Origin of the sequence: Bacillus sp. UNC438CL73TsuS30, assembly GCF_000482325.1 — a bacterium.
Taxonomy (GTDB): Bacteria; Bacillota; Bacilli; order Bacillales; family Cytobacillaceae; genus Neobacillus.
On sequence record NZ_KI535298.1, the window covers coordinates 148,404 to 171,000 of the forward strand.

Below are 22,597 nucleotides of genomic sequence, written 5' to 3' on the forward strand. Positions count from 1 at the left end.
CTGCCAAAAATCATTACAAAACGAGGTGCCGAAAATTCGTCACTAGAGCCGAAAATTTAGCAGTTTGCCAGATTCTTCACCCACATATTCATATCTTCAAGCTTGTCGTAAATATAACAATTATTCATCAATCTTCCCCTGTAGCTGTATCCAAGTTGAAACAAAGCAGCATTCATGCCAAAGGAAAGCGATCTCGCAATGGAATAAGCACAAAAAACACCCTGCCTCTTTAATTCCCCTTCAAGCTCCTTAAGAAGGATTTTCATTAAACCATATTTACCACGGTATTCTGGAAGTGTCGCACAATCGGTTAACTCTGCATTTTTGTAAAATGCATTTATCTCAGCGGATGCAGCGCTGACAATTTTTCCTTCATGAAAGAAGACATAATAAACTGTCCCTTCCTGCATCGTCTTTTTCACATATTCCGGGTCATTCATTGGAGTTGGATAAATTTCAAAAACCTGGCCATAAAGGGTTGCAAGTTGCTCAGCAAAGCTTTCATCGGCTTTTTTCAACTCGTACTCTTTTGGCGGATAAGGTTTTTCAACTGAAGGGTCCAATTGATAGATGCTTTGAAGGATTTCATCCTCTTTTATCCAATACTCATTCTTTTTCCGTTCAACTGTGTAAAATTTCGAAAAGAAATACGCATCTGAGCCGAGAAAATAATGATCAAGAATAGCCTCAGGCTGCAGGCCCTTTTCATAAAACAATGGAAGATCCTCTACACGACCTTTAACAATTAATTTTTCAGCTTGGTGTTGATGAACAAGTTCTTCTGCTTGGTTTAATACTAAACTAGTATTCCCTCGATAATCATCAACGCGAATTCGTTTGTTAAATGAGTCTACATAAGCATTTAAATAAACATTATTTTCCTCAATGATAATAGTTGAAGCTGTTTCAGTCATATCAATCACTCCTATTTTTTAATATTAGCAGATTATTGCCATAAAAAAATACCTGACTGGAAAAAGTCAGGCCTTTACAAAATCTAAAGATTTAGGGCTCTTTTCCAATTATTCACTAACACCGCACCATTTTATTAAGGTTCGTGCGATAATTTCACTTGCGATATATAGATCTTCAAGTTCGATATGTTCATCGGCATCATGTGCGGTTTCGGTAATTCCAGGACCGAATACGACTACTGGCGTATTCCCAACAGATGACAGAATTCCCCCATCCGTTCCCCATGGACTTGCTTCAATTACGGGAGCTTCACCGGTAATTTCTTGGAAACTAGCCGATAATTCTTTCATTAATGAATGATCACTTTCAAGAGACCCAGGAATCCATCGTCCGCCAAACCATTCGATCTGAAGGGGGTTTGCCCGGAACCATTCATCACACTGATTTAATTCCTGTAAACAACTCTCCATTTCCAGCTTAGCTGATGGAATGGTTTCATCAGGAGCAACTCCCATTCTACCTTCAATAAAGGCTAAATCCGGAACAGAGGAAGGCCATTCCCCGCTGTTGATTTTTCCAATATTAATTGGAATGGGGATTGGAATCGAATCAAAAAGGGGATCTGTTATTCTCGCGTTTCGGTTTTTCTCTAATTGCTGCAGGCGCTCAATGACACGAACAGATTTCTCAATCGCACTAATTCCCTCATACCTTGTTCCCCCATGGGCAGACCGCCCTTTCACCGTTATCCGAAACCACATGGAGCCTTGCTGTTTTGGAAAAATCTTCATGTTGGTGGGCTCAGGAATAATTGCTCCATCGGCACGATATCCCCTTAAAACGGCTGCGAGCGTTCCGGCACCGCCGCTCTCTTCTTCAATCACACTCTGAAAAATGACATCTCCCTTGAGCTTGATTCCTGTCTCGATTAAGGATTCGATAGCAAGAAGAAGGGCTGCTGAACCGCCTTTCATATCTGTCGACCCGCGGCCAAATAACTTTCCATTTTCAATTCGCCCGCTAAAAGGGTCATGCGACCAGTTTTTTTCATCCCCAACAGGCACTACATCGATGTGACCATTAAGAATAATTGATTTTCCACCGCCCGTACCTTTTAATACGGCAACTAAATTGGGATTGCCTTCAAAGCTTTGACGGTCACAGCAAAAGGCTGGATGATTTTTTAATTCATCATCGTCAATTTCCCAAATATCCAAATCCAGCCCAAGCTGACGGCACTTTTCGATCACGATGGCCTGGGCACCGCTTTCATTTCCTCTGGTACTGTTTTCCTGAACCATTAATTGTAAAAGCTTAGCACCCCGGTTCCGGTTATTATTCAGCCAATTTTTCACTCGATCCTCTTTCGTTTTCAATCGATTCACTCCTTTGATGCCAATTGAAAAAATTAATAGGGAATCTTCCGAATCTGCTCACTAACGGTAAATTCACAGCCCGTTTTTTCTTTAACATTATCTAAATTAAATGGGGCAAATAGTTCGTTTAGGATTAACCCCTTTTCTGTCACTTTAAAAACAGCCATCTCCGTAATAATCAAATCTACACATGCAGAGGAAGTTAATGGCAATGTGCACTCTTTTACGATTTTTGGATTGCTAAACTTATCACAATGATTCATTAGGACAATGACCTTTTTCGCCTTTTGAGCAAGCTCCATTGCGCCTCCCATTCCCGGAACCTTTTTCCCTGGAACAATCCAGTTTGCAAGATCACCTTTTTGGCTAACCTGAAGGGAACCCAGTACAGTGATATCGACTCTGCCCCTGCGGATCATGCCAAAAGCTATTGCACTGTCACAGTAAGACCCGCCGCTGGTAAGTGTGACCGGAAATCCACCGGCATTACATAAATTTTCATCTTCTGCCCCCTTTTGTGGGCTTGGGCCCATTCCGGTGATTCCATTTTCAGCATGAAACATCACTTTCATATCTCTAGGAAGGTGATTGGGAACGAGCGAAGGGATTCCAATCCCAAGGTTGACAACCATACCATTCTTAATTTCTTCGGAAGCGCGTCTTGCCATTTGATTGCGGATATCTACTCCCATGCCCATTTCCAATTCACCCCCTTCGAAGGAATAATATAATCTACGAACACACCTGGAGTGATAATTTCCTCCGGATTCAGACAGCCCATGGGGACGATTTCTTCTACTTCCACAATCGTCAATTCTCCTGCCATCGCTACGAGTGGATTATTGTTTCTAGCACTCTTGTCATAAATTAAATTTCCATATTCATCTGCTTTCTTAGCATAAATGATTGCAACTTCTGCCGTCAGCGGGGTTTCAACGAGATAATCCTTTCCATTTAAGGTCATAACCGGCTTGTTTTTTGCGACCATATCAATGTCCATCCCGATATCGGATAGAATCCCGGGGAGGCCAACTCCACCTGCGCGGATCCGTTCGGATAAAATTCCCTGTGGTGAAAATTCCACCTCAAGCTTCCCTTCATGCATTAAATTCCCTGCAATAGGATTTGATCCAATATGAGAGGCAATCACTTTCACTGCCCGCTCTTGACTGACAATTTTCCCTATCCCGATGTGAGGAAACCCTGTATCATTCCCAATTAGCGTTAAATCTCGAATTCCCTTTTCTAAGATCCCATCGATAAGAGTCGGGGGAGATCCAACCCCGCCAAAGCCTCCGAACAACAATGACATTCCGTCATGGAAAAATTCCATTACTTTTTCCAGTGTTGTAATTTTCCCAAATGGATTTTCCATCCCAGCACCACCATCCTAAACGTGTTCAGCTAGTTGTTTTAAAAACGCTTCAAATGTTGCTTTTAATAAACTAAAGATTTCTTCCATTTCCCTTTTGGTTATGGTTAACGGTGGGGAAATAATGATGGAGTCCCCGTTCACACCATCCATACCCGCTCCGGCAGGGTAAATGAGAAGCCCTTTTTCCTTTGCGAGCGTGACAATCGTTTGAGTGACGGCGGCTTTTCTTGGGAAGGGCCGTTTTGTTGTTTTGTCCTCAACAAACTCTAGTCCGAACAAAAGCCCTTTCCCCCGTACTTCGCCAATAAATGAGAATTGAGTTTGTAGTTTTTCTAGTAGATTTCTTAAATAAATACTCTTACATTCTACTTCTTTTACAATCTCGTTTTTTTCAAGGTATTCGAGGACAGCCAGGGAAACGGCACAGGTTTGCGGGTTTGCGCTTAAGGTATGACCACTCATGACGGATTTCGTACCAGCTAAGATGGGCTTCATAACTTTTTCGCTTGCAACGGCAGCAGCAATTGGAGCATATCCGGCCCCCATACCCTTTCCAAAGGTAACAAGATCCGGTATTACCCCATATTGTTCTAATGCAAGAATTGTGCCAGTACGACCAAAACCGGTCATAACTTCATCTGCAATAAAAAGAATATCGTATTGGTCACAGATATTTTTTATAACTTTAAAATAATCCTTTGGCGGGGCAATCGCGCCTCCGGCTGCACCGATGACAGGCTCTGCAATGAAGGCAGCAATTTTTTCGGCACCAATTCGATTAATTGCCTTTTCTAATTCTTGCGCACATTGATAAGCGCAGGATGTTGGTTCAAGATTATAGGGGCAGCGATAACAATAGGGGGGATTGATTACAGGGAAGTCTTCTAGTAATGGTACAAATCTAGCCCTTCTGGCGGTATGCCCTGACATGGAAAGGGCCCCCATTGTGATGCCGTGATAGCTCACCCACCTTGATAAAATTTTTGTTTTCGTTTGAATCCCTTTTTCTTGCCAGTATTGAATGGCCATTTTCATAGCAGTTTCGGTTGCTTCCGACCCACTGTTGACAAAAAAGCTCCAATTAAGGTCCCCGGGTGTCATTTCTGCTATTTTTTTAGCTAGTTCTTCTGCGGGATGACTGGTAAACTGCGAACGATAAACGAATGATACTTTTTCTGCCTGTTTATTCATTGCTTCAATTATTTCTTGGACTCCATGCCCAATATTTGCTGTGACTGCTCCTGAAGCGGCATCAAGATATTTTTTTCCTTCTAAATCGTATAGATAGACCCCTTTGCCATAATCGATAACGGGGTATATTTCGTCCATCATTGGTTTAATTAAATAGGTGCGTTCCACCATTGACACCACTTCCCTTTTAGCTGAGTCTGCTTTACTAAATTGTATGACCCGATGTTGGTGCATATGTGGTGGGCAGATTTTTTCCTAGTGTTTATTAGTTGGGATTAGGGTCCATTAAATATTGTTCGCTGCAAATTTTTCAAACTCTGTGAGAAATTTAAAATTTCACACGAATGGTTTTGGTTTTTGGCGAGATATATGTAGTTGCTTTCTTTTTTCGGCTGCCTTAAGTATTTATTTTCTAGTTTTTCAACTTATTTTCCTTTTTCGATATTATATTTGCCACTATATCAGTTTAATTTGCCAAATGACTATTTTTGCAGTAAATTAGCCAGGCAAATGCCTGGCTAATTTATTTTTTAGGAGTCTTTCTCATTTAAATTACCTTTTTTAATGGTTTTTTTATTTTATTGTCCACTTTGAAAGTTTTATTTCTTGCTTTTTAAATTTTATTTGCCACACTCTCTCTTTAATTTACCGCTATCTATTTTAGTAAGCCCAGCTTGCTCCGATGATGATAAGCAGGATAAAGAGCACAACGATTAGCGCAAATCCACCAAATCCATATCCTACGCCACCTACAGGATAACCATATCCTCCATACGGGTACCCGCAGCAGCCATCATATCCATATCCATAACCATACATTCGTACTTTCACTCCTTGAAAATTTGTTACTTTCTACAGTTACTTTATGAGCTGGGCAGTTGTCCCGTATGTGCATTCGCCTATTTTTTCAAAAATCAATCCGCATATACCCATAAATGATAAAAAGCCGCTCAACGAATGGCGGCTTTTCATCATTTTTCAAATAAACTTGTAAATCCCCCGTATCCTTCCTCTTCCAGCTTATCCTTCGAAATAAACCGCAACGCGGCGGAATTAATACAGTAGCGTAAGCCCGATGGTCCTGGGCCATCATTAAATACATGACCAAGATGAGAATCCGCCGTTTTACTTCGTACCTCTGTCCGAATCATAAAATGGCTGTAATCTTCCTTTTCGATTACCTCTTCCTCTTCAATCGGCTGTGTAAAGCTTGGCCAGCCGCAGCCGGCATCAAATTTATCAAGCGAACTGAACAGTGGCTTTCCTGAAACAAGATCTACATAAATGCCTTCCCGGTTCTCATTCCAATATTCGTTTCGAAACGGGGGCTCCGTTGCACTATTTTGCGTGACCTCATATTGGATTGGTGACAGCCGCTTTTTTAACTCATCCTTATTTACCATCTTGATTCCCCCAATGTCTTTCAATAAAGCCCGCACGGCCTGAGCCTACATGATAGGACTCATAATGAGCTCGTTTTTTCTTATAATAATGCTGGTGATAGTCCTCTGCAGGATAAAAGGGTTTCGCTGGTAAGATCGGCGTGACAATTGGCTTCAAAAACCTGCCACTTTCCTGTAGTTTCTGTTTTGATTCTTCTGCGAGCGCTTTTTGTGTGTCATTATGATAAAAAATAGCGGTTTGATAGGATTGACCGCGGTCATAAAATTGTCCTCCCGGATCGGTTGGATCAATTTGCTGCCAATATAATTCAAGCAATTTTTCATATGGAAAAATATTCGGATCAAAGGTAATTTGGACGGCTTCATAATGACCTGTAGTATCCGAACAAACCTGTTCATAGGTTGGGTTCTCCACCGTACCGCCTGTATATCCGGAAATCACACTTTTAATTCCAGGCTGCTCATCGAATGGCTTCACCATACACCAAAAACAGCCGCCGGCAAAGGTTGCTACTTGCACTGTCTCTTCCAATCTACTCACCCCACGAATTTTCTTCTTGCCCCAAGTATACAGAATGTCTTTTAAAAAATAAAATAACACGATTACAGCTGAAACGAAATAGACACCTACCTATCCCTAACTGAATAAAGTACTAGTAAATTAGAGAATAGGAGCGAGCAGTATGTCCGAAAATCGAACTCATTCTGATTATCTTCAAAGGGCGGCAATGTATGATACACTCTCCCAATTTTATAAATACTCGAATCCAGAACTTCATATGCAGTTCTACTTAAAACACATGAAATATATCAATAAAGCATTCAATACAATGAGGGTACAGGCGCAACAAATGCAGACAGAGGCAAACATCCGCATTCTTAACACCTCTCCGGATGCACCTAATTTAGACATTTATGTTAACGGAAAGCGGGTAGCAAGAGACCTGCCTTTTAAGGAAGCAAGTCAGGTACTAGCCTTTAAGCCCGGTAAATATCATGTCGATATTTATCCGGCAGGCAACATGGTCAATAGTGTCTTAAATAAAAAAATTACGATTGAACCCGGTCAATCCTACACCTGGGCCATCATTGATTCTGTAAAAAAAATGCGTCTCCTCGTATACCTCAACCAACCGGAGGTGCCAATGAATGAATCAAAGGTACGTTTTATTCACCTTTCACCTGATACTCATGCATTAGACATGGCCGTCAAGGACCGAGATGTTATTTTTCCAAAGGTAGCCTATAAGCAAGCGACAGAATACCTGGCATTATCGCCGATGACAGTGGACCTAGAGGCAAGGGAAGCCGGTACAAAGAACGTGATCCTTCCAATGCCGAACTCGCAATTTAAGGCAAATGAAGTCTACACGATTGCTTTGGTCGGTTTGTCCAAAGGAAGTCCCGAGCTGCAAGCGATTGTGATCAAAGAGTAACGAAGACTGAGTACAAATCTCAGTCTTTTTTGCCGCTTGACTTCTAGCGGCCAAACCCCAATAATCATGATAGGATTTGAAACAAGAGAGGAGCTTTATCATGCAACTTCCCTCCGAATTTATTCGGAAGTTTACCGATTTACTTAAAGAGGAATCCCACGATTTTTTCCATACATATAAAGAAACAAGAATGAGCGGACTGCGGATAAATCCGCTTAAAATAACAGAAGAAAAATGGTCACAACTCTCACCATTCACACTAAATAAAATACCATTTGTCCCAAATGGGTATTATTATGACCCTGAAAAGGACCAGCCGGGAAAACACCCCTATCATGCCGCGGGCCTTTATTATATCCAAGAGCCAAGCGCAATGTTTGTCGCGGAACAGCTTGCACCAAATCCCGGTGAAAGAGTTCTTGATTTATGCGCCGCGCCAGGAGGAAAAACGACACAGCTCGCAGGGATGATGAAGCAAAGCGGAATTCTTGTTGCCAATGAAATCAATTCCAAACGGGCAAAGGCCTTGTCAGAAAACATTGAAAGATTGGGAATTTCCAATGCTTTAGTAACCAATGAAACACCGGTACGGCTTGCGGAAAGATTTCAAGGCTATTTTGATAAGATTCTTGTCGATGCACCTTGCTCGGGCGAAGGAATGTTCCGTAAGGATGAGGAAGCAATTGCCTTTTGGACTGAAGCCCATGTAGAAGCATGTGCGAAGCAGCAGAAAAATATTCTTGATGCCGCTTACTCCATGCTGAAGAAAGACGGTATCCTTGTCTATTCTACCTGTACTTTCTCACCGGAAGAAAATGAACAAACAATAGAATATTTATTGAAAAAATATCCTGATTTAGAGTTGCTGCCATTTGAGAAAACAATTGGAATCCAAAATGGCCGGCCGGAATGGTCAACAAGCAAAATGAACGAGCTTGAACAAACAGCCCGCTTATGGCCGCACCATCTAAAGGGGGAAGGTCATTTTGTTGCTAAAATCCGCAAAACAGCTCCTGCAGACCCAGCAATAATAAGAGAGATGCCCTTGAATGCCAGCAGGGCACATCTGAAGGATTTTTATGAATTTACCAATCAAACCATAAAAGGAAAAACATTCAATCACTTCTATCTATTTAAGCAGCAGCTCTATGCATTACCGGACAATTGCCCAAGTTTCCAAGGGTTAAAAGTCATGCGGGCAGGGCTTCATCTTGGCGAATTGAAAAAGAATCGTTTTGAACCAAATCATGCGCTGGCGTTAGGGTTAATGGCAAATGAGGCAAAGCACTATTTTCCGTTAAAAGATGACCACTGGTTTCACTACTTAAAAGGAGAAACGTTAACAACGGGGAACGACCGAGGCTGGATGCTCGTAACCATCGATGACTACCCACTTGGCTGGGGGAAAGAAGCAAAGGGGGTATTGAAGAATTTTTACCCAAAAGGACTTCGAATCCAAAAATAATAAACAGGGTGCCTTTTCAAAGGAGGCACCCTGTTATTATTCGACCGGAACTAAGATGATAAAGGAAATATCATCCTTTTCTAAATCAAACTTCTCTGCTTTTATTTTTAGATCACTTTTGAGTTTTAATTGCTGCATATGGACGTAGACTCGTTTGTTGTCCGGCTGAATGTCCACTCCCCTAGGCAGCTTATAGTTTTCTTCAATGAATTTCAGTACATAGGAAACAGGGAGATTCATGTTACCAATTTTAATCGATTTTTGATTCAGAACTAAATCACCGTTTGACAATGCTTTCGGCTTAAAGGTCATTTTTAAATTAAGCTGTTCACTAAAAAACGGGATCGTTCCGTAAAGCTCAACCTCATCTCCTAATATAACACGATAAGCTATTGGGGAATCAGCCGCTTCTGTTTGTAAATAATGGTTGATAAGCCGATTCAAATCCTGCTTATTCGATCGAATCCGAAATGAAACATAATCCCCATTTTGCCCTTTAACAAGGCTTTCGAGCTTCTCCGATGACGGGGATAATAGTAAGCCAGCAATTATCATGACAACTAAAAGATCAATCCCTAATAAAAGCCAGAATCCCCTTTTCCACTTATTTTTCATACAAAACTAATTCTCCTCTTTACTGACCATCAACGAATTCCTTTCCAGATCAGGTAATGTGCGATCTCCCAATGTCTGGTTAAGCCTCCCAGCAATTAATTTATATCCTTTATCATTTGGATGAAAATTATCCGTGTACAAAAGATTTTCTGAGGTCTTGTTAAACAAGTCTTCAATAGGGACAAAATAGCCATTGGGATAATTCGCAATTACGGACTGACCTGCGCGGTTCCAGTCCTCGACAATTCGGTCGAGCTCTTTAATATTGGCAAACCATTTTGAAAACGGATTGTACAATCCGACCAAAACAATTGCGGCATTAGGATTTTCCTGCGTTATGGTCTCCATGATTTGCGTTAAATGGACCATATATTCCTCACTGCCTCTCGTGAAATCGGAAAATTGCAGATCGGTGATATTGTCTCTAAGAACCTTTACAATATCATTGCCGCCAATGGTTAGGATCACTATATCGGCCTGTGAAATAGCCGTTTTCACTTTTGGCGATTGCAGTCGCTTTAACAATTGTGTGGTTCGGCTTCCCTTTACACCAAAATTATAAAATGCGGCTTCTTTTATACCCTTTTCCTTTTCAAGCATTTTTTTAAGATAGGGCAAATAGCCGCCTTTATTGGTACTATCGCCAACACCTTGTGTTAAGGAATCCCCAGCAGTAACAATGGTTAATTTTCGTGGAATAAAATCAGCCGGCACCTGCTTATAAACGATCTTTACAGCTTTTTTATAGGAGTGCGGCATCCATTGGGTGGAACCGCTACAAGAACAAAGGAATAAGGAGGAGAGAATTAGAAGAGTGAAAAACTTTTTCATAAGACTTCACCTTCCTCTCAAACTATAAATATTATAACATGTGAAAAAACATTCAAGCCGAATTGACAAAAACTAACAACCTTATGATTGAAAACGTTTTCAAGATTGGATTTGACGGTAAAAAAATAGACCTATTGATTAGGTCTATTGCAGTGCTTTAATATCATTGATTATTTCATCATATGGAACTTCTTTAAATCCGTTATAGGATTTTTTAATATTTCCATCCTGATCAACTAAATAGATGGAGGTCCCGTGAATCACCTGGTTCCCCTCTTCCGGCTTTTTGACCAGTGCCTTATAATTTTTCAAGGCAAAATTTTCAATAAACGACTGGGAATAACCGGTTAAGAATGTCCAATTTTTAAAATCAATTTGATATTGGTTGGCAAACTCTGTTAACTTTTGAGGGGTATCAACTTTTGGATCCACACTAAAAGAAACAAACTCAACATTTTTCAGGCCTTCATCCTTCACCTTTTTTTGCAGCTTTTGCATATTAGCCGTCATCGGCGGACAAATATCCACACAGCTTGTAAAAATAAAATCGGAAATCCAGATCTTCCCTTTTAAATCCTTTAATCCAAAGGGCTTACCGGCTTGAGATGTGGCTGAAAAATCCTTTATTGGCCAATTCACTGCATTTTTGATTTCTTTCTTTCCACATGCTGACAACAAAAGCGTACAAAGTAACACGAATGTTATACAAATCCGTAGCTTCATCTTTATCACCCATTACTTTTCTTTTTCATTCCGTGAATAGTGTAACAAAGTTTTGAAAAAGAAGAAAGTAAATGAACATTAATCAATGACTCCGGTTTTAACAATCGTATTTTTCACGTGGATATCAAAGGTAGCCCGTTTAAAAAGCCGCCTCCACTCTTTCTTGGATAGTTGCTTCCCTCTTAAATGCGTTTCATATTCATTACCAAAACCAACAGGATCTACATCAAGTTTCTGCAGGTATGCCAAAAATCCCCCTATTTCCTTTTTCATTTTTTTATTTATTTCTTTTTCAATAAACTTAACGGCTGCTGGATTTGAAAAATCGATTGGCTCAGTGGTTTCTAATAATCTTGAAGATAGTTTTACTTCTACTTTAAAACGGAGACTTTTTTTATCTACTAATTTAATTTTTGAATGACTGCGAATATTATCAATATCGATAAATAGTTTATTGTATACTGTCCTAGTCGCATGTTCGCCCGTTTTCAGACGAAATTGTTTAAATTGGTCGCGGTTAAAGCCCAACTCCTGTGAACCCGCATTATATTTATCTGCAAGAACTTTTAAATAAAAAATCTTTGAAGGGTCAAGCTCAGCGACCAACTGATCATCCCTAAACAATGCAATTCCAGAAATAATCACATCCTTATCCTTTAATTTCATAATTGGAAGTACTGGATCTTTGCCGATATCATAATAATTATGGTTAAATTCCTGAAGAGTTGGCGAAAGGATTTGCTCTCCTTCCACATTTTGTTTAATGATATTATATAAATATGTACCAAGATTTACCTGTTGATTCGTCTCATCTAGGTTAATAATGGAAGAAGCCTTGCCATCTGCTACAGTTAGATAGACCATATTTCCAACGGTTGAGTCACGATTTAAAGCATCTACAAGCTGAATCACCCCTTTTTCAGCAAGCATTCGGCTATAGACCACACAGCGCATTTGTCCCGAAACCAGTTTTTGATTAGACATTAGGTTTTGTTTTTTCATTAGCCCTTTGCTTGTATGGGAATCGGCAGAAATCACCTTTGTGATATTTTGAGCCATCGGATCAAATTTATGGACCACAACTGTCCCTTTTATCACATTTTTTTTATCCAAATCGTAGCCTGCCGCCGTAATCAGAGCTAATTTCTCCAACTGTTTTCGCTCTGCACAACCAGAGATGAAGGAAAAGCATAAAAGAATGGCCAATAATAATTCCATTTTAGAAGCCTTAAACATTCGCCTTCCTCCTTAAATACCACCGCTTGGCAAAAACAATCAGTGCAAGCACTACCGGATAACATAAAGCGGCACAAAAACCCGCCTTAGCAATTATGTCTGTGATATTATTCATTTGGTATCTCGCCTTTACAAAAAAGGTAAGACCCCAAGTAAGGAAGGCAAGGATCCATATTCCATGCTTTTGTTTAAGCTTAAAAATCCTCGAAAACCCCTTTGAAGCTGCCCAAAGATAGGCACACATATTAGGTAATATAATTAACATCCAAAAAGAAACCGCGATAAATTCAAATCGTTCCAGGTTGGGAAGCCTGACAATTTTAAACATCGATAATACCGGCCATATGGTTCGTGCAAGACTGTCTTCAGCAAAGAATGTAATCGCAACTAATGTTACCATCGTAAATAGCAAGGTAGTATAAAGATTACCAAGTTGGGTAAACAGAAGCACCTTATTCTTTTCTTTTACAAAGGGATAGACGAAAAGGATTAGCTCAAAACCTAGGATAGACAGCGACGTGCTATAAATTCCTTCTACCATCTTTTTCAAAGAAACATTCAACATCGGAAACAAATGGGTTGGGTCACTGTAATGAATCGGCACCAATAGAATAAAAGCCATCCATAAAGTACCAACTACCGATAGAAAAGCGACGCCAATGATAATTCGAATTCCACCGTTAACTGCATACACTGATAACAAGATCAGAACCATTGATAATTGCCATGTCGGCAAGTCCGGGAAAATCCACACTTGAACAATTTCAATATAATTCATAAAAATAACAAAAAAACATCCTGTTAAATAAAGCATATAAATCAGACTCATTAGACTCCCTAGCCATTTGCCAAAAAGATCGGCATGAATACCGTACAAATCAGCACTATCATATTGCTTAAGCATTGTAATCATAAACCATAAGACGATTCCAACAACGACCCCAGCTAAAAAAACTGAAATCCAAGCATCATGCTTCGAGGATAAATAGACAATCCTCGGTAATCCAATTAACCCCACCCCGGTTTGGACGGCATGTATGAAAAAAAATAATAGAAACGCATTAAACAGTAATCCTTCTTTCGGATGTAAATTTACTTTCATTTTTTCGCCCCTATTCATCTACATCCTTTTTTTCTTTCGCCTTTTTACTTGGATACCTTTGACCATCTACCGGATGATTTGTTACTGGTCTGTATGAAAGGTATTTAAGTGGAAATCGAAACAGGCTGAATCCCAAATCCCTCCATCTTAATGGATATACAGGAGAAAGATAGGGCCTTCCCAATGTATCCAGCTTTAAGAGATGAATGAGGAAAAAGCAAAAAGATACCATGATTCCAATCCCTCCCCAAAGACCAGCCATTAGAATGATTGGAAAACGAATGATTCGTATCGCTGTCCCCATCAGATAACTTGGGGTGGTGAAGGACCCGAGCGCACTAAGGGCAATAATGATAATTAAAATATTACTTGTAAACCCTGCATCTACTGCGGCTTGACCGATTACGATACCGCCGACGATACCCATCGTTTGCCCGACCTTTGTAGGAAGTCTTGCTCCCGCCTCTCGCAGCAGCTCAATCACAAATTCAAGGAGGAGTGCCTCAAATACTGGGGGAAATGGGACATTGGACCTTGACTGTCCTAATGAAACGAGCAATGCAGATGGAATAACTTCATAATGATACGTTAACACCGCGACATATGCCGGTGTCAGAAGGACAGACAAGAAGGTTGCGGTTAAACGCAGGATTCGTAAGAAGAAACCCATATTCCAACGCATATAAATATCTTCTGTTGATTCGAAAAAGGTAAAGAATGGCGTCGGTCCATAAACTGCATCTGGACTGCGGTCAATTAGTACAGCAACCTTTCCTCTTAATAAAGCAATGGTAATCCGATCAGGCAATTCAGTGGTCATCAGCTGTGGAAATACCGTCCAGCTATTATTTTCGATTAATTGTCCGAGTACCGTGCTATCGGGAACACTATCGATATTAAGGTCAGTGATTCTTTGCCTGAAGGTGTTTACATTTTCCTCATCGGCAACTCCTCTAATATAAATAAGCTTTGCCTGTTTTTTTGCTCTTGTGCCAATCGTGAGGTCCTCCAAGCACAAATTCGGATCCTTTAGATTATTCCGTAGAATATTGATGTTTCCAAGAAGTGATTCGGTAAAGGCAATTTTTGGACCATAAACTAGCGATTCCGTTTCCGCTTTTTCCAGTGATCGTTCAACTGTTTTCGCTGCATCTGCTAATAGACCATATGGTTCACCATCGATATAAATATAAATCTGCCCTTCAATTAATGCCTGAATGACTTCTTTCAGATTATTAACAGCAGAAAGCTGAGCAATCGGCAGAATTTGTGCCAGAGATTCAGGAGTCCATTTGGATTGTGTACTTTTAATAGTTGGATTAAGAATATCCTGGTCCAATCCATTTTTATCAATTAAGCTGCCTAAGTAGCAAAATAGGATCTTTTTTCCTTCTTTTGTAAGGGTTCTAAAGGTTAAATCCGAGCAAGCATTTAGCTCCTGCTTTAATTCTTCCTTCAGTTCCTCCACACTTAAGCTATGTGTTTTCGTTTCTTCTGAAGTTTTTTTCCCCGTCATCCATTTGAACATTGGCAACACCTTTGAACTTCAATTTTTTTTAGCATTACCAAATAAGCTATATTTAACCAAAAAGAACAGGATGGTGACCAGCACCATCCTGTTTTATGGCTTTTCTTTGTATGTTGCTAACCGCCAAATCCATTCAAGCGGCCCGTATTGAAAGCAACGCAGCCAAACTGCACTAAATAACAGCTGTATGAAATAGATTACTAAGCATATGTAAAGGGTATGCAAGTAGGTTATATGCCTATACATGTCGAAGGCCTTTCCAACCACTAATATGAAGACGGTTTGCGAGACGTAATTGCTGAGTGACATCCGTCCATAGTATTTTAAAGGAGATAATGTTTTCTGAAAAAATTGAGATTGTAATATTAAAATCAGGACCCCGACATAGAAGGCAGAAACCATTGGACCAATCATTATACCGATGGTTAAAAACCGATTATAAAGAAAAGGATTAAATGGAGTCGAAGGAATATGTTGATATTGAAAAGCTAGACCAAGGGCAGTCAAGATAAATGCTGACACTGTAAAGATAGTAATTTGTTTTCGTTTATGAGTAATCTCTTCAAACATCCGATATTGACCAGCAGCAAGCCCTAAAAGGATGAGGGGCACTGTCATAAATATTTTCATTGCGAAGATGGAGAATAGAATGAGTAACAAAATCCCAATTGCCAGGTTAACCTCTCTTCTTACTTTATAAAAAGGCAAAAGAATCAGACCGCAGCTTGCATAAACAGTAAGAGCTTCCCCCGGCTGAAAAATAAAGTGAATAAAACCAAAGATAAAAAGAACGATGATTCTACGCAAAAATAAAATGATTGCATTTTTCCCTTTCCTCTCTGCTCTTGTTAGAAAAATAAACATTCCGACACCAAACAAAAAGGAAAAGATCGGATAAAAGCGCCCTTCGACAAACAGAAATAAAAACCTCTGATAGAAAGCATCCTGGGTGTTCGGAAGTGGCTCTTGCGCAGATAACATTGCCAGGATATTAACCAGGAGGATTCCTAAAAGCGCGAAACCTCTTAAATAATCTAGTGTATCTATCCGTTCGTTTCGTTCTATTTTTTTCATGATTTACTTCCCCTATAAAAATTGGATGGTGTTTAGGCACCATCCAATCTAACAATTCTTAATCATAGTAATACATTAAGGCAATCGCACCAGGACCTGCATGTGTAATTACTGTTGGACCCGTATAGTCAATTTCCACATCCTGAACACCGGTCAAATCAAAGATGCTCTCTTTTATTTTCACCGCAAGCTCATAGGCCCCGGCATGAGCAATCCCTACGCCTCGAACGGTTTTCCCCTTGATATCCTCGGTAAATTGTTTCGTAAAAAACTTTACCACCTGGGAGTAACTCCTCGCCTTTGTGACTGGCGTATACTCCGCACCTTCAAGGGATGCTATTGGTTTAATATTTAACAGCGAACCAATAAAGGCTTTGCCTTTGCCAATCCGGCCGCCTTTTACTAGATTCTCTAATGTATCCACCATTATATATAATTTAGTATGGTTTTGTACTGCTTCAAGACGTTCAAGGATTTCTTCCAAACTATTTCCCTGTTTGGCCATTTCAGCCGCTTCCCTTACTTGAAAGGATAAAGCCTTTGAAATAAATTTGGAATCAACAACGGTCACGTTTGTTTTCGCCATTTGGGCAGCGCTTTCCGCAGAGCGGACAGTCCCACTCATTTTCCCCGTCATGTGAATGGAGAGAACCTCAAAGCCTTCTTCTCCTAAGCGGTCATATACCTCAAGAAAAGCACCTGTTGATGGCTGTGAACTTTTCGGTAATTCATCTGTTCGACTCATATTTTTTATAAAATCAACCGGTTCTAATTCCACCCGATCTAAGAAGGTTTCTCCATTTATCGTAATCGAAAGCGGTACAACCTCAACTCCAAGTTGATCAACCACTTCTTGAGGCATGTCCATGGTTGAATCGGTTACAATTTTAATTTTACTCATTTAGTCACTTCCCCACTCTTACTGCTTTGTATTATACAGGTTACACCTTTTGATGGGAACACAATCTCTCATTATATTTTAATAAAATAGTCTTTTCAAAAAATAAAGAGCACCGGTTAGCCGATGCTCGAAGATATTAAGCGTTGTTTTTTAATTCATCTACTTTAAATAGTTTTTCATAGTCTGGCCACTTCATGACTTTTTTCAAATACTCTCTGAAGGAGTAGCATTTTTTGGGGCCTGACTCCTTGTTAATGGACGTGATAAACGTCTGTAAACGGACTTGGATCATAAATTTAAAAGGGCTATCTTCCTCCAATACAGGAATTTCCATGACTTTAACCTTCTGTCCAACAATTGTTTTGAACTCTAGGCTTTTTAGTAACAAAAATATCAATCCTTTTTACCCGTTTGATACTATTATACACCTTCCCCAACTCGAAATGTGTCTAATTGTGCTTGTATCAAAAAAATATTTGTGAATTTTTTACTGAATCATTTTTTCTTCTATATTGGATTGAGAACACATTTATAGCAATGTATTCCTGCAGAATCAAAATCAATTTCCTTTAGTTTTCCAATTAATATGCCAAAAGTAGGGATATACGCTTGAAAAATAACTTAATAAAATTTAATATTATTATAATAGTAGATAAATCGAAAGGAACTGGGTAGATAGAAATGGACAGTTCTGCAATTTTAATCAAAAAAAGAATTATATTAGAAAAATATTTAAAAGATGGACTAAATAGTTATCAATCATTATTAGCCTGCAACTCAGATGCCCTTTTTGCCATTGATTTAGCTGGATATTATGTTTTTCTTAATCCAGCCTGTGAGCAAATAACGGGGTACAGCCAGGAAGAAATCGAGAAAAAGAAATTCTTTGAAATCCTTGCACTTGAAGATGTGGCAAAGGTTTCGTCCTACTTTTACCAAGCTTTAGAAGGCAGCTTTCAAAACTATGATTGCAAACTCATTCAGCAAAATGGTCAGTTTGTGGATCTAAATGTCACCAATCTACCCATTACTGTCAATGGCGAAATTATTGGTGTATATGGTGTGGCTAAGGATATTACGGAAATTAAACGAAAGAGGAGACGCTTAAAGGACAGTGAAGAGCTTTATCGGATTTTAACGGAAAACTCAATGGATATTATTGTAAAAACAGATATTGCAGGAAATTTCATTTATGTCTCACCTGTTTGCGAACAAATTCTCGGCTACACACCTACAGAACTGGTTAGCCAACCAATTTTAGAATATATCCATAGAGACGATGTTGATCGCTATCTCCTAAATTATCAGAAAGCGATTCATATTCAGCCTAAATCATTAGATACATTCCGTATGCGAAAAAAAGACGGCAGTTTTATTTATATGGAAATTCTAAGTAACTCCTACCGTAATAGTGACAAGGAAGTGCGAGTGATTTCCGTATTACGAGATATTTCCGAAAGAATTAATGCGGATTTGGACAAAAAACGGACCGAGGATTTGTTATTACAATCAGAAAAGCTTTCCGTTGCCGGACAGCTTGCTGCGGGAATTGCCCATGAGGTTCGAAACCCATTAACTGCAATTAAAGGATTCCTGCAATTATTGAATGTAGATCAAGGACAGAGGGATTATATCGATATTATTCATTCTGAAATTAATCGAATTGAATTGATTTTATCTGAGTTGTTGGTCATTGCAAAACCACAAGTTATGAAAACGGCCAAAACAAATATTAAGGAAGTAATCGAAGGAGTGAAAACCCTAATTGATACACAAGCCATTATGACCAATGTTCAAATTAGGACGGTCTATTTTTCCCCACTTCCGGAAATTCTTTGTGATGAGAATCAATTGAAACAGGTGTTTATTAATTTCCTTAAAAATTCGATTGAAGCAATGCCTGCTGGTGGAAATATAACGATTCAAACAGAATGCACGGATAAAAAAGAGATGATCATTCGTTTCATTGATACGGGAAGTGGAATTCCTCCCGAGTATTTGAAAAGAATTGGAGATCCTTTTTTTACCACGAAGGAAAAAGGTACCGGTTTGGGGCTATTAGTTAGCAAGAAAATTATTGAAAATCACAAAGGTAAAATTCAAATTGATAGTGATGAAAATGGAACGTCTGTCACCGTGTTCCTTCCAATAAAATAAAAAACGACCCTAAGAATACTCTTAAGGTCGTTTTATTATGCTTCCACTAATTCTTCGTCCTGCTGTTTTTTCAATTTTTTCCTATAAACGAATTTCGATAAATTTATACTAATTTCATATAAGAGCAAAAGTGGGAGTGTCACTACAAAGTCGGACATAAAATCAGGCGGTGTGATCACTACTGCTATGATAATTAGAATAAAATAAGCATATTTGCGAATTTTTGTAAGTACAAAAGGATTAATAATCCCCAGTGACGTTAAGAACATTACGACAACCGGCAGTTCAAACAACACTCCAAACGGTAATGTCATGTTCATGATAAAACTGAAATAACGGTCTGCCGTGAAATTGGTGACAAACATGTCTCCCCCAATTCCAATCAAGAATTTAAAAACCATTGGGAAAATAACAAAATAGCCAAAGCAAAGACCGATAATAAATAAGATGAACAACGCAGGTACATAGGAAAGGGTGACTCTTCTTTCCAACGGTCTTAATCCAGGTTTGACAAACATCCAAATTTGTAAGGCTAAAACTGGAATCGTTCCCGCAACAGCCACAACACCCGCCAGCATAAAATAAATCCTGATTATATCACTTGGACCGAGCACCATTAATTTCATATCAAGGCCGCGGACAAACCATTTATAAATATCATCAACATAAATAAAAGCAGCAATAAAAAAAACAAGAAATGCAAGTACGGTTATGATAATCCTTTTGCGTAATTCCTCTAAATGATCGACTAACTGTAATTCTTTATCATCCATTAACTTCCCCTGCCAATTTCAAAGGTTGAAAAATAAATATGTTTTGCCATTTACCCCTATTAAACAATAAGTAGAAAAAGGTGCAAGACACAGTATCTTACACCTTATTTAGTCAATTTTTTCTTATCCTCATCGATATCTGGCATGACATCGTCGGTAAGTTCACGTGTTGATTTTTTAAACTCCTTTAACGTCTGACCGAAGGCACGACCGATTTCTGGTAATTTTTTAGGGCCGAAAATAATTAATGCAAGCACTAAAATCAAAATTAATCCAGGTACTCCAATATTAGATAACATGGAATAACCTCCTCTTTTTCAGTTGTTCATTACTACTACAATTATAGTGTTAAAAAATCAATTTGAAATCATTCATGCTGATAGTTCATAATAAATTCACATTTGCAACTATAAACCATACGTCATCAGCTGAAATACTATATAAAGCTAATAATCACTATAGTCAATTTAACAATAACTATTCTGTAAGTCAATGTACAATACTGCTTATTTAATTTTAAAAATATTTTAACAATAACTCATTATAAGAGACATTTTAAAGCACCAGCATTTTTTAGCTGGTGCTTTTTTAGTGGCTATATTTTTCGATCATAGACCTTAAATTCATACTCGTATGGATTATTTTCATCTTTTATTCCTTTTTCAGTGGTTAAGAGCTTCCATTCTGAGTGATTGAATTCCGGAAAGTATGTATCTCCCTCAAATTCAGAATGTATCTCGGTAATGTACAAACGGTCCGCATATTGGAAGGTTTCTTTAAAAATCTCTGCCCCGCCGATGACGAAGATTTCATCTTCTTGTTTGCGACAGTAATCTACAAAATCCTCTACAGAGTAAAACATAGTGCAGCCTTCAGCCTGGTAATTCTTCTGACGGGTAATCACAATATTTTCTCTTCCAGGAAGGACTCGCCTAATAGATTCATGTGTTTTTCGCCCCATTGCAATTGGATGGCCCATCGTGACTCTTTTAAAGTATTTTAAATCCTCCGGTAAATGCCAAGGTAATTGATTGTCCTTGCCGATCACTCTATGATCATCCATCGCTACGAGAAAAGAAATCATACACTTACCACTCCTTTAATGTGCGGATGCGGATCATAGCCTTCTAATGAAAAGTCCTCAAATTCAAACCCGAAGATATCTTTCACTGCAGGATTCATCTTTAATTGCGGCAGTGGGCGAGGGTCTCTTCCCATTTGCATCTTCACCTGGTCTAAATGATTTTGGTAAATATGAACGTCACCAAAGGTATGGATAAACTCACCTGGTTTTAAATCGCAGACTTGGGCAATCATGTATGTTAAAAGAGCATAGGATGCAATATTAAAGGGGACCCCAAGAAAAACGTCGGCTGAACGCTGATAGAGCTGGCAAGATAATTTCCCGTCGGCTACATAAAACTGAAACATACAGTGGCATGGCGGCAAGGCCATGTTATCGATTTCGGCTACGTTCCATGCATTGATGAGGAGTCTTCTTGAATTTGGATTGGTTTTGATTTGGTCGATCAGTTCGCTGATTTGGTCGACAGTTTTTCCATTTGCACCAGTCCAAGAACGCCATTGATGTCCATAAACCGGACCCAATTCCCCGTTTTCATCGGCCCATTCGTTCCAGATACGCACGCCATGGTCCTGAAGATACTTTACGTTCGTATCCCCTTTTAAAAACCATAGCAATTCATAGATGATAGATTTTAAATGAAGTTTTTTTGTTGTTAACAGTGGGAAACCCTCTTCAAGATTGAATCTCATTTGATATCCAAAGGTACTAATCGTTCCGGTACCAGTGCGGTCACCTTTAACGGTACCATTTTTCAGTACATGCTCGCATAACTGTAAATATTGCTTCAATTTTTTACACTCTCCTGTCCAAACATCATTATAATATTTTAACAATGACTAGGTCATTTTAAAAGCTATATACAAAAACGTTTTGTTATTTTTCGAAAAAAAAAGAAGCCATCCAAATAGTAAAGAGTTCCGTTTTGAGGTGCTTTTCTTAACATACGTGCCGAAATGACAGTCGTATCGGTATATAAAAAAGTAACTCGCCATAATGGCGAGTTTCTTTATTAGGAATTCAAAAAAATCTTACTGTAATGCAGCAGATTGAGGTTCTTTTGGATTTTTGGGTTCCTTTTTAAAAAAGATGACTTGTCCTTAATGTAGTAACCAGCAAAAGTCAATAAGCGAAGATTTGAGACCGTCGATTAACTCATAAAAAACCCCTTTTTCACAAACTTTATCCAAATTTTCCAATCTACTAATCACCTCACTCCATATGTACGGTAAAATTAAGATATATCTTACGTATGGAGTGATCGTGATGGCGCACATTCAATATAAATCATTTGGTCAGTTAACCCTATCAGATTATGAAGTCTTCTCTTCGGTTCCTCCCCATCCTTTTTGGAGCCGAGTGGAACAAGTGGTTGACTTTACCTTTGCAGATAAACTTTGTGAGCCGTTGTA

Annotated in this window: 24 protein-coding genes; 3 read left to right on the forward strand and 21 right to left on the reverse strand. The window is 39.0% G+C overall.

Annotation, left to right across the window (positions count from 1 at the left end; genetic code table 11):
• Positions 1 to 56: 56 nt before the first annotated feature.
• The 8 genes from ablB to msrA form a co-directional block, all read right to left on the reverse strand.
• Complete coding sequence (gene ablB, locus M028_RS0126870) at positions 57 to 914, reverse strand: putative beta-lysine N-acetyltransferase (RefSeq protein ID WP_026576608.1); 858 nt, start codon at positions 912 to 914, stop codon at positions 57 to 59.
• Positions 915 to 1,022: 108 nt separating this feature from the next.
• The gene (locus M028_RS0126875) at positions 1,023 to 2,291 is read right to left on the reverse strand and encodes a peptidase (protein ID WP_026576609.1); all 1,269 of its coding nucleotides are present in this window, start codon (positions 2,289 to 2,291) and stop codon (positions 1,023 to 1,025) included.
• 32 nt (positions 2,292 to 2,323) lie between these two features.
• Positions 2,324 to 2,989 carry a 3-oxoacid CoA-transferase subunit B gene (locus tag M028_RS0126880; RefSeq protein ID WP_026576610.1) on the reverse strand — a complete coding sequence of 222 codons (666 nt, stop codon included), beginning with the start codon at positions 2,987 to 2,989 and terminating at the stop codon, positions 2,324 to 2,326.
• On the reverse strand, positions 2,974 to 3,666 hold the full coding sequence (locus tag M028_RS0126885) for a CoA transferase subunit A (RefSeq protein ID WP_026576611.1): 693 nt from the start codon (positions 3,664 to 3,666) through the stop codon (positions 2,974 to 2,976). The genes M028_RS0126880 and M028_RS0126885 overlap by 16 nt, the downstream gene beginning before the upstream one ends.
• Before the next feature lie 15 nt (positions 3,667 to 3,681).
• Positions 3,682 to 5,025, reverse strand: coding sequence for an aspartate aminotransferase family protein (locus M028_RS0126890; RefSeq protein WP_026576612.1), 1,344 nt, complete (start codon positions 5,023 to 5,025; stop codon positions 3,682 to 3,684).
• A gap of 492 nt (positions 5,026 to 5,517) precedes the next feature.
• Positions 5,518 to 5,676, reverse strand: a complete 159-nt coding sequence (locus M028_RS32455) for a YjcZ family sporulation protein (RefSeq protein WP_081810906.1) — start codon at positions 5,674 to 5,676, stop codon at positions 5,518 to 5,520.
• 152 nt (positions 5,677 to 5,828) lie between these two features.
• Positions 5,829 to 6,260: a peptide-methionine (R)-S-oxide reductase MsrB gene (gene msrB / locus M028_RS0126900; RefSeq protein ID WP_026576613.1), complete on the reverse strand. Its 432-nt coding sequence runs from the start codon at positions 6,258 to 6,260 to the stop codon at positions 5,829 to 5,831.
• Positions 6,250 to 6,741 carry a peptide-methionine (S)-S-oxide reductase MsrA gene (gene msrA / locus M028_RS0126905; protein WP_051591273.1) on the reverse strand — a complete coding sequence of 164 codons (492 nt, stop codon included), beginning with the start codon at positions 6,739 to 6,741 and terminating at the stop codon, positions 6,250 to 6,252. Before msrA ends, msrB begins: the two co-directional genes overlap by 11 nt.
• Before the next feature lie 202 nt (positions 6,742 to 6,943).
• On the opposite strand from msrA, the gene M028_RS0126910 reads away from it, so the two are divergent.
• Both M028_RS0126910 and M028_RS0126915 read left to right on the forward strand, forming a co-directional pair.
• Positions 6,944 to 7,696: a DUF4397 domain-containing protein gene (locus M028_RS0126910; RefSeq protein WP_026576615.1), complete on the forward strand. Its 753-nt coding sequence runs from the start codon at positions 6,944 to 6,946 to the stop codon at positions 7,694 to 7,696.
• A gap of 100 nt (positions 7,697 to 7,796) precedes the next feature.
• Positions 7,797 to 9,161, forward strand: coding sequence for an RsmF rRNA methyltransferase first C-terminal domain-containing protein (locus M028_RS0126915; RefSeq protein ID WP_026576616.1), 1,365 nt, complete (start codon positions 7,797 to 7,799; stop codon positions 9,159 to 9,161).
• Positions 9,162 to 9,197: 36 nt separating this feature from the next.
• On the opposite strand, the gene M028_RS0126920 is transcribed toward M028_RS0126915, so the two are convergent.
• The 9 genes from M028_RS0126920 to M028_RS0126960 all read right to left on the reverse strand — a co-directional run bounded on the left by M028_RS0126920 (position 9,198) and on the right by M028_RS0126960 (position 17,559).
• On the reverse strand, positions 9,198 to 9,776 hold the full coding sequence (locus M028_RS0126920) for a YpmS family protein (protein ID WP_026576617.1): 579 nt from the start codon (positions 9,774 to 9,776) through the stop codon (positions 9,198 to 9,200).
• Between the two features lie 6 nt (positions 9,777 to 9,782).
• Positions 9,783 to 10,607 carry an SGNH/GDSL hydrolase family protein gene (locus M028_RS0126925; RefSeq protein WP_026576618.1) on the reverse strand — a complete coding sequence of 275 codons (825 nt, stop codon included), beginning with the start codon at positions 10,605 to 10,607 and terminating at the stop codon, positions 9,783 to 9,785.
• Between the two features lie 144 nt (positions 10,608 to 10,751).
• Positions 10,752 to 11,330: an SCO family protein gene (locus M028_RS0126930; protein WP_026576619.1), complete on the reverse strand. Its 579-nt coding sequence runs from the start codon at positions 11,328 to 11,330 to the stop codon at positions 10,752 to 10,754.
• 78 nt (positions 11,331 to 11,408) lie between these two features.
• The gene (locus M028_RS0126935) at positions 11,409 to 12,566 is read right to left on the reverse strand and encodes a Ger(x)C family spore germination protein (protein WP_026576620.1); all 1,158 of its coding nucleotides are present in this window, start codon (positions 12,564 to 12,566) and stop codon (positions 11,409 to 11,411) included.
• Complete coding sequence (locus M028_RS0126940; protein WP_026576621.1) at positions 12,559 to 13,668, reverse strand: GerAB/ArcD/ProY family transporter; 1,110 nt, start codon at positions 13,666 to 13,668, stop codon at positions 12,559 to 12,561. The genes M028_RS0126935 and M028_RS0126940 overlap by 8 nt, the downstream gene beginning before the upstream one ends.
• A 10-nt stretch (positions 13,669 to 13,678) precedes the next feature.
• Entirely contained in the window at positions 13,679 to 15,196 is a 1,518-nt protein-coding gene (locus tag M028_RS0126945; protein WP_081810907.1) for a spore germination protein, read from the reverse strand.
• Positions 15,197 to 15,289: 93 nt separating this feature from the next.
• A complete protein-coding gene (locus M028_RS0126950; RefSeq protein WP_026576623.1) occupies positions 15,290 to 16,270 on the reverse strand; it encodes a DUF418 domain-containing protein in 981 nt (326 codons plus the stop codon).
• Positions 16,271 to 16,328: 58 nt separating this feature from the next.
• Complete coding sequence (locus tag M028_RS0126955) at positions 16,329 to 17,171, reverse strand: DegV family protein (protein ID WP_026576624.1); 843 nt, start codon at positions 17,169 to 17,171, stop codon at positions 16,329 to 16,331.
• Positions 17,172 to 17,307: 136 nt separating this feature from the next.
• Positions 17,308 to 17,559 (reverse strand): DUF2535 family protein, encoded by a 252-nt coding sequence (locus tag M028_RS0126960; protein WP_026576625.1) that lies wholly within the window; start codon positions 17,557 to 17,559, stop codon positions 17,308 to 17,310.
• A gap of 293 nt (positions 17,560 to 17,852) precedes the next feature.
• On the opposite strand from M028_RS0126960, the gene M028_RS0126965 reads away from it, so the two are divergent.
• Positions 17,853 to 19,328, forward strand: a complete 1,476-nt coding sequence (locus M028_RS0126965; RefSeq protein WP_026576626.1) for a PAS domain-containing sensor histidine kinase — start codon at positions 17,853 to 17,855, stop codon at positions 19,326 to 19,328.
• Positions 19,329 to 19,363: 35 nt separating this feature from the next.
• Here the strand turns inward: M028_RS0126965 and tatC are convergent, their stop codons facing one another.
• The 4 genes from tatC to M028_RS0126985 all read right to left on the reverse strand — a co-directional run bounded on the left by tatC (position 19,364) and on the right by M028_RS0126985 (position 21,976).
• On the reverse strand, positions 19,364 to 20,101 hold the full coding sequence (gene tatC / locus M028_RS0126970; RefSeq protein WP_026576627.1) for a twin-arginine translocase subunit TatC: 738 nt from the start codon (positions 20,099 to 20,101) through the stop codon (positions 19,364 to 19,366).
• A 104-nt stretch (positions 20,102 to 20,205) separates the two neighbouring features.
• Complete coding sequence (locus M028_RS0126975) at positions 20,206 to 20,400, reverse strand: twin-arginine translocase TatA/TatE family subunit (RefSeq protein WP_026576628.1); 195 nt, start codon at positions 20,398 to 20,400, stop codon at positions 20,206 to 20,208.
• A 296-nt stretch (positions 20,401 to 20,696) separates the two neighbouring features.
• The gene (locus M028_RS0126980; RefSeq protein ID WP_026576629.1) at positions 20,697 to 21,185 is read right to left on the reverse strand and encodes a dihydrofolate reductase; all 489 of its coding nucleotides are present in this window, start codon (positions 21,183 to 21,185) and stop codon (positions 20,697 to 20,699) included.
• The gene (locus M028_RS0126985; RefSeq protein ID WP_026576630.1) at positions 21,182 to 21,976 is read right to left on the reverse strand and encodes a thymidylate synthase; all 795 of its coding nucleotides are present in this window, start codon (positions 21,974 to 21,976) and stop codon (positions 21,182 to 21,184) included. The genes M028_RS0126980 and M028_RS0126985 overlap by 4 nt, the downstream gene beginning before the upstream one ends.
• Between the last annotated feature and the right edge of the window lie 621 nt (positions 21,977 to 22,597).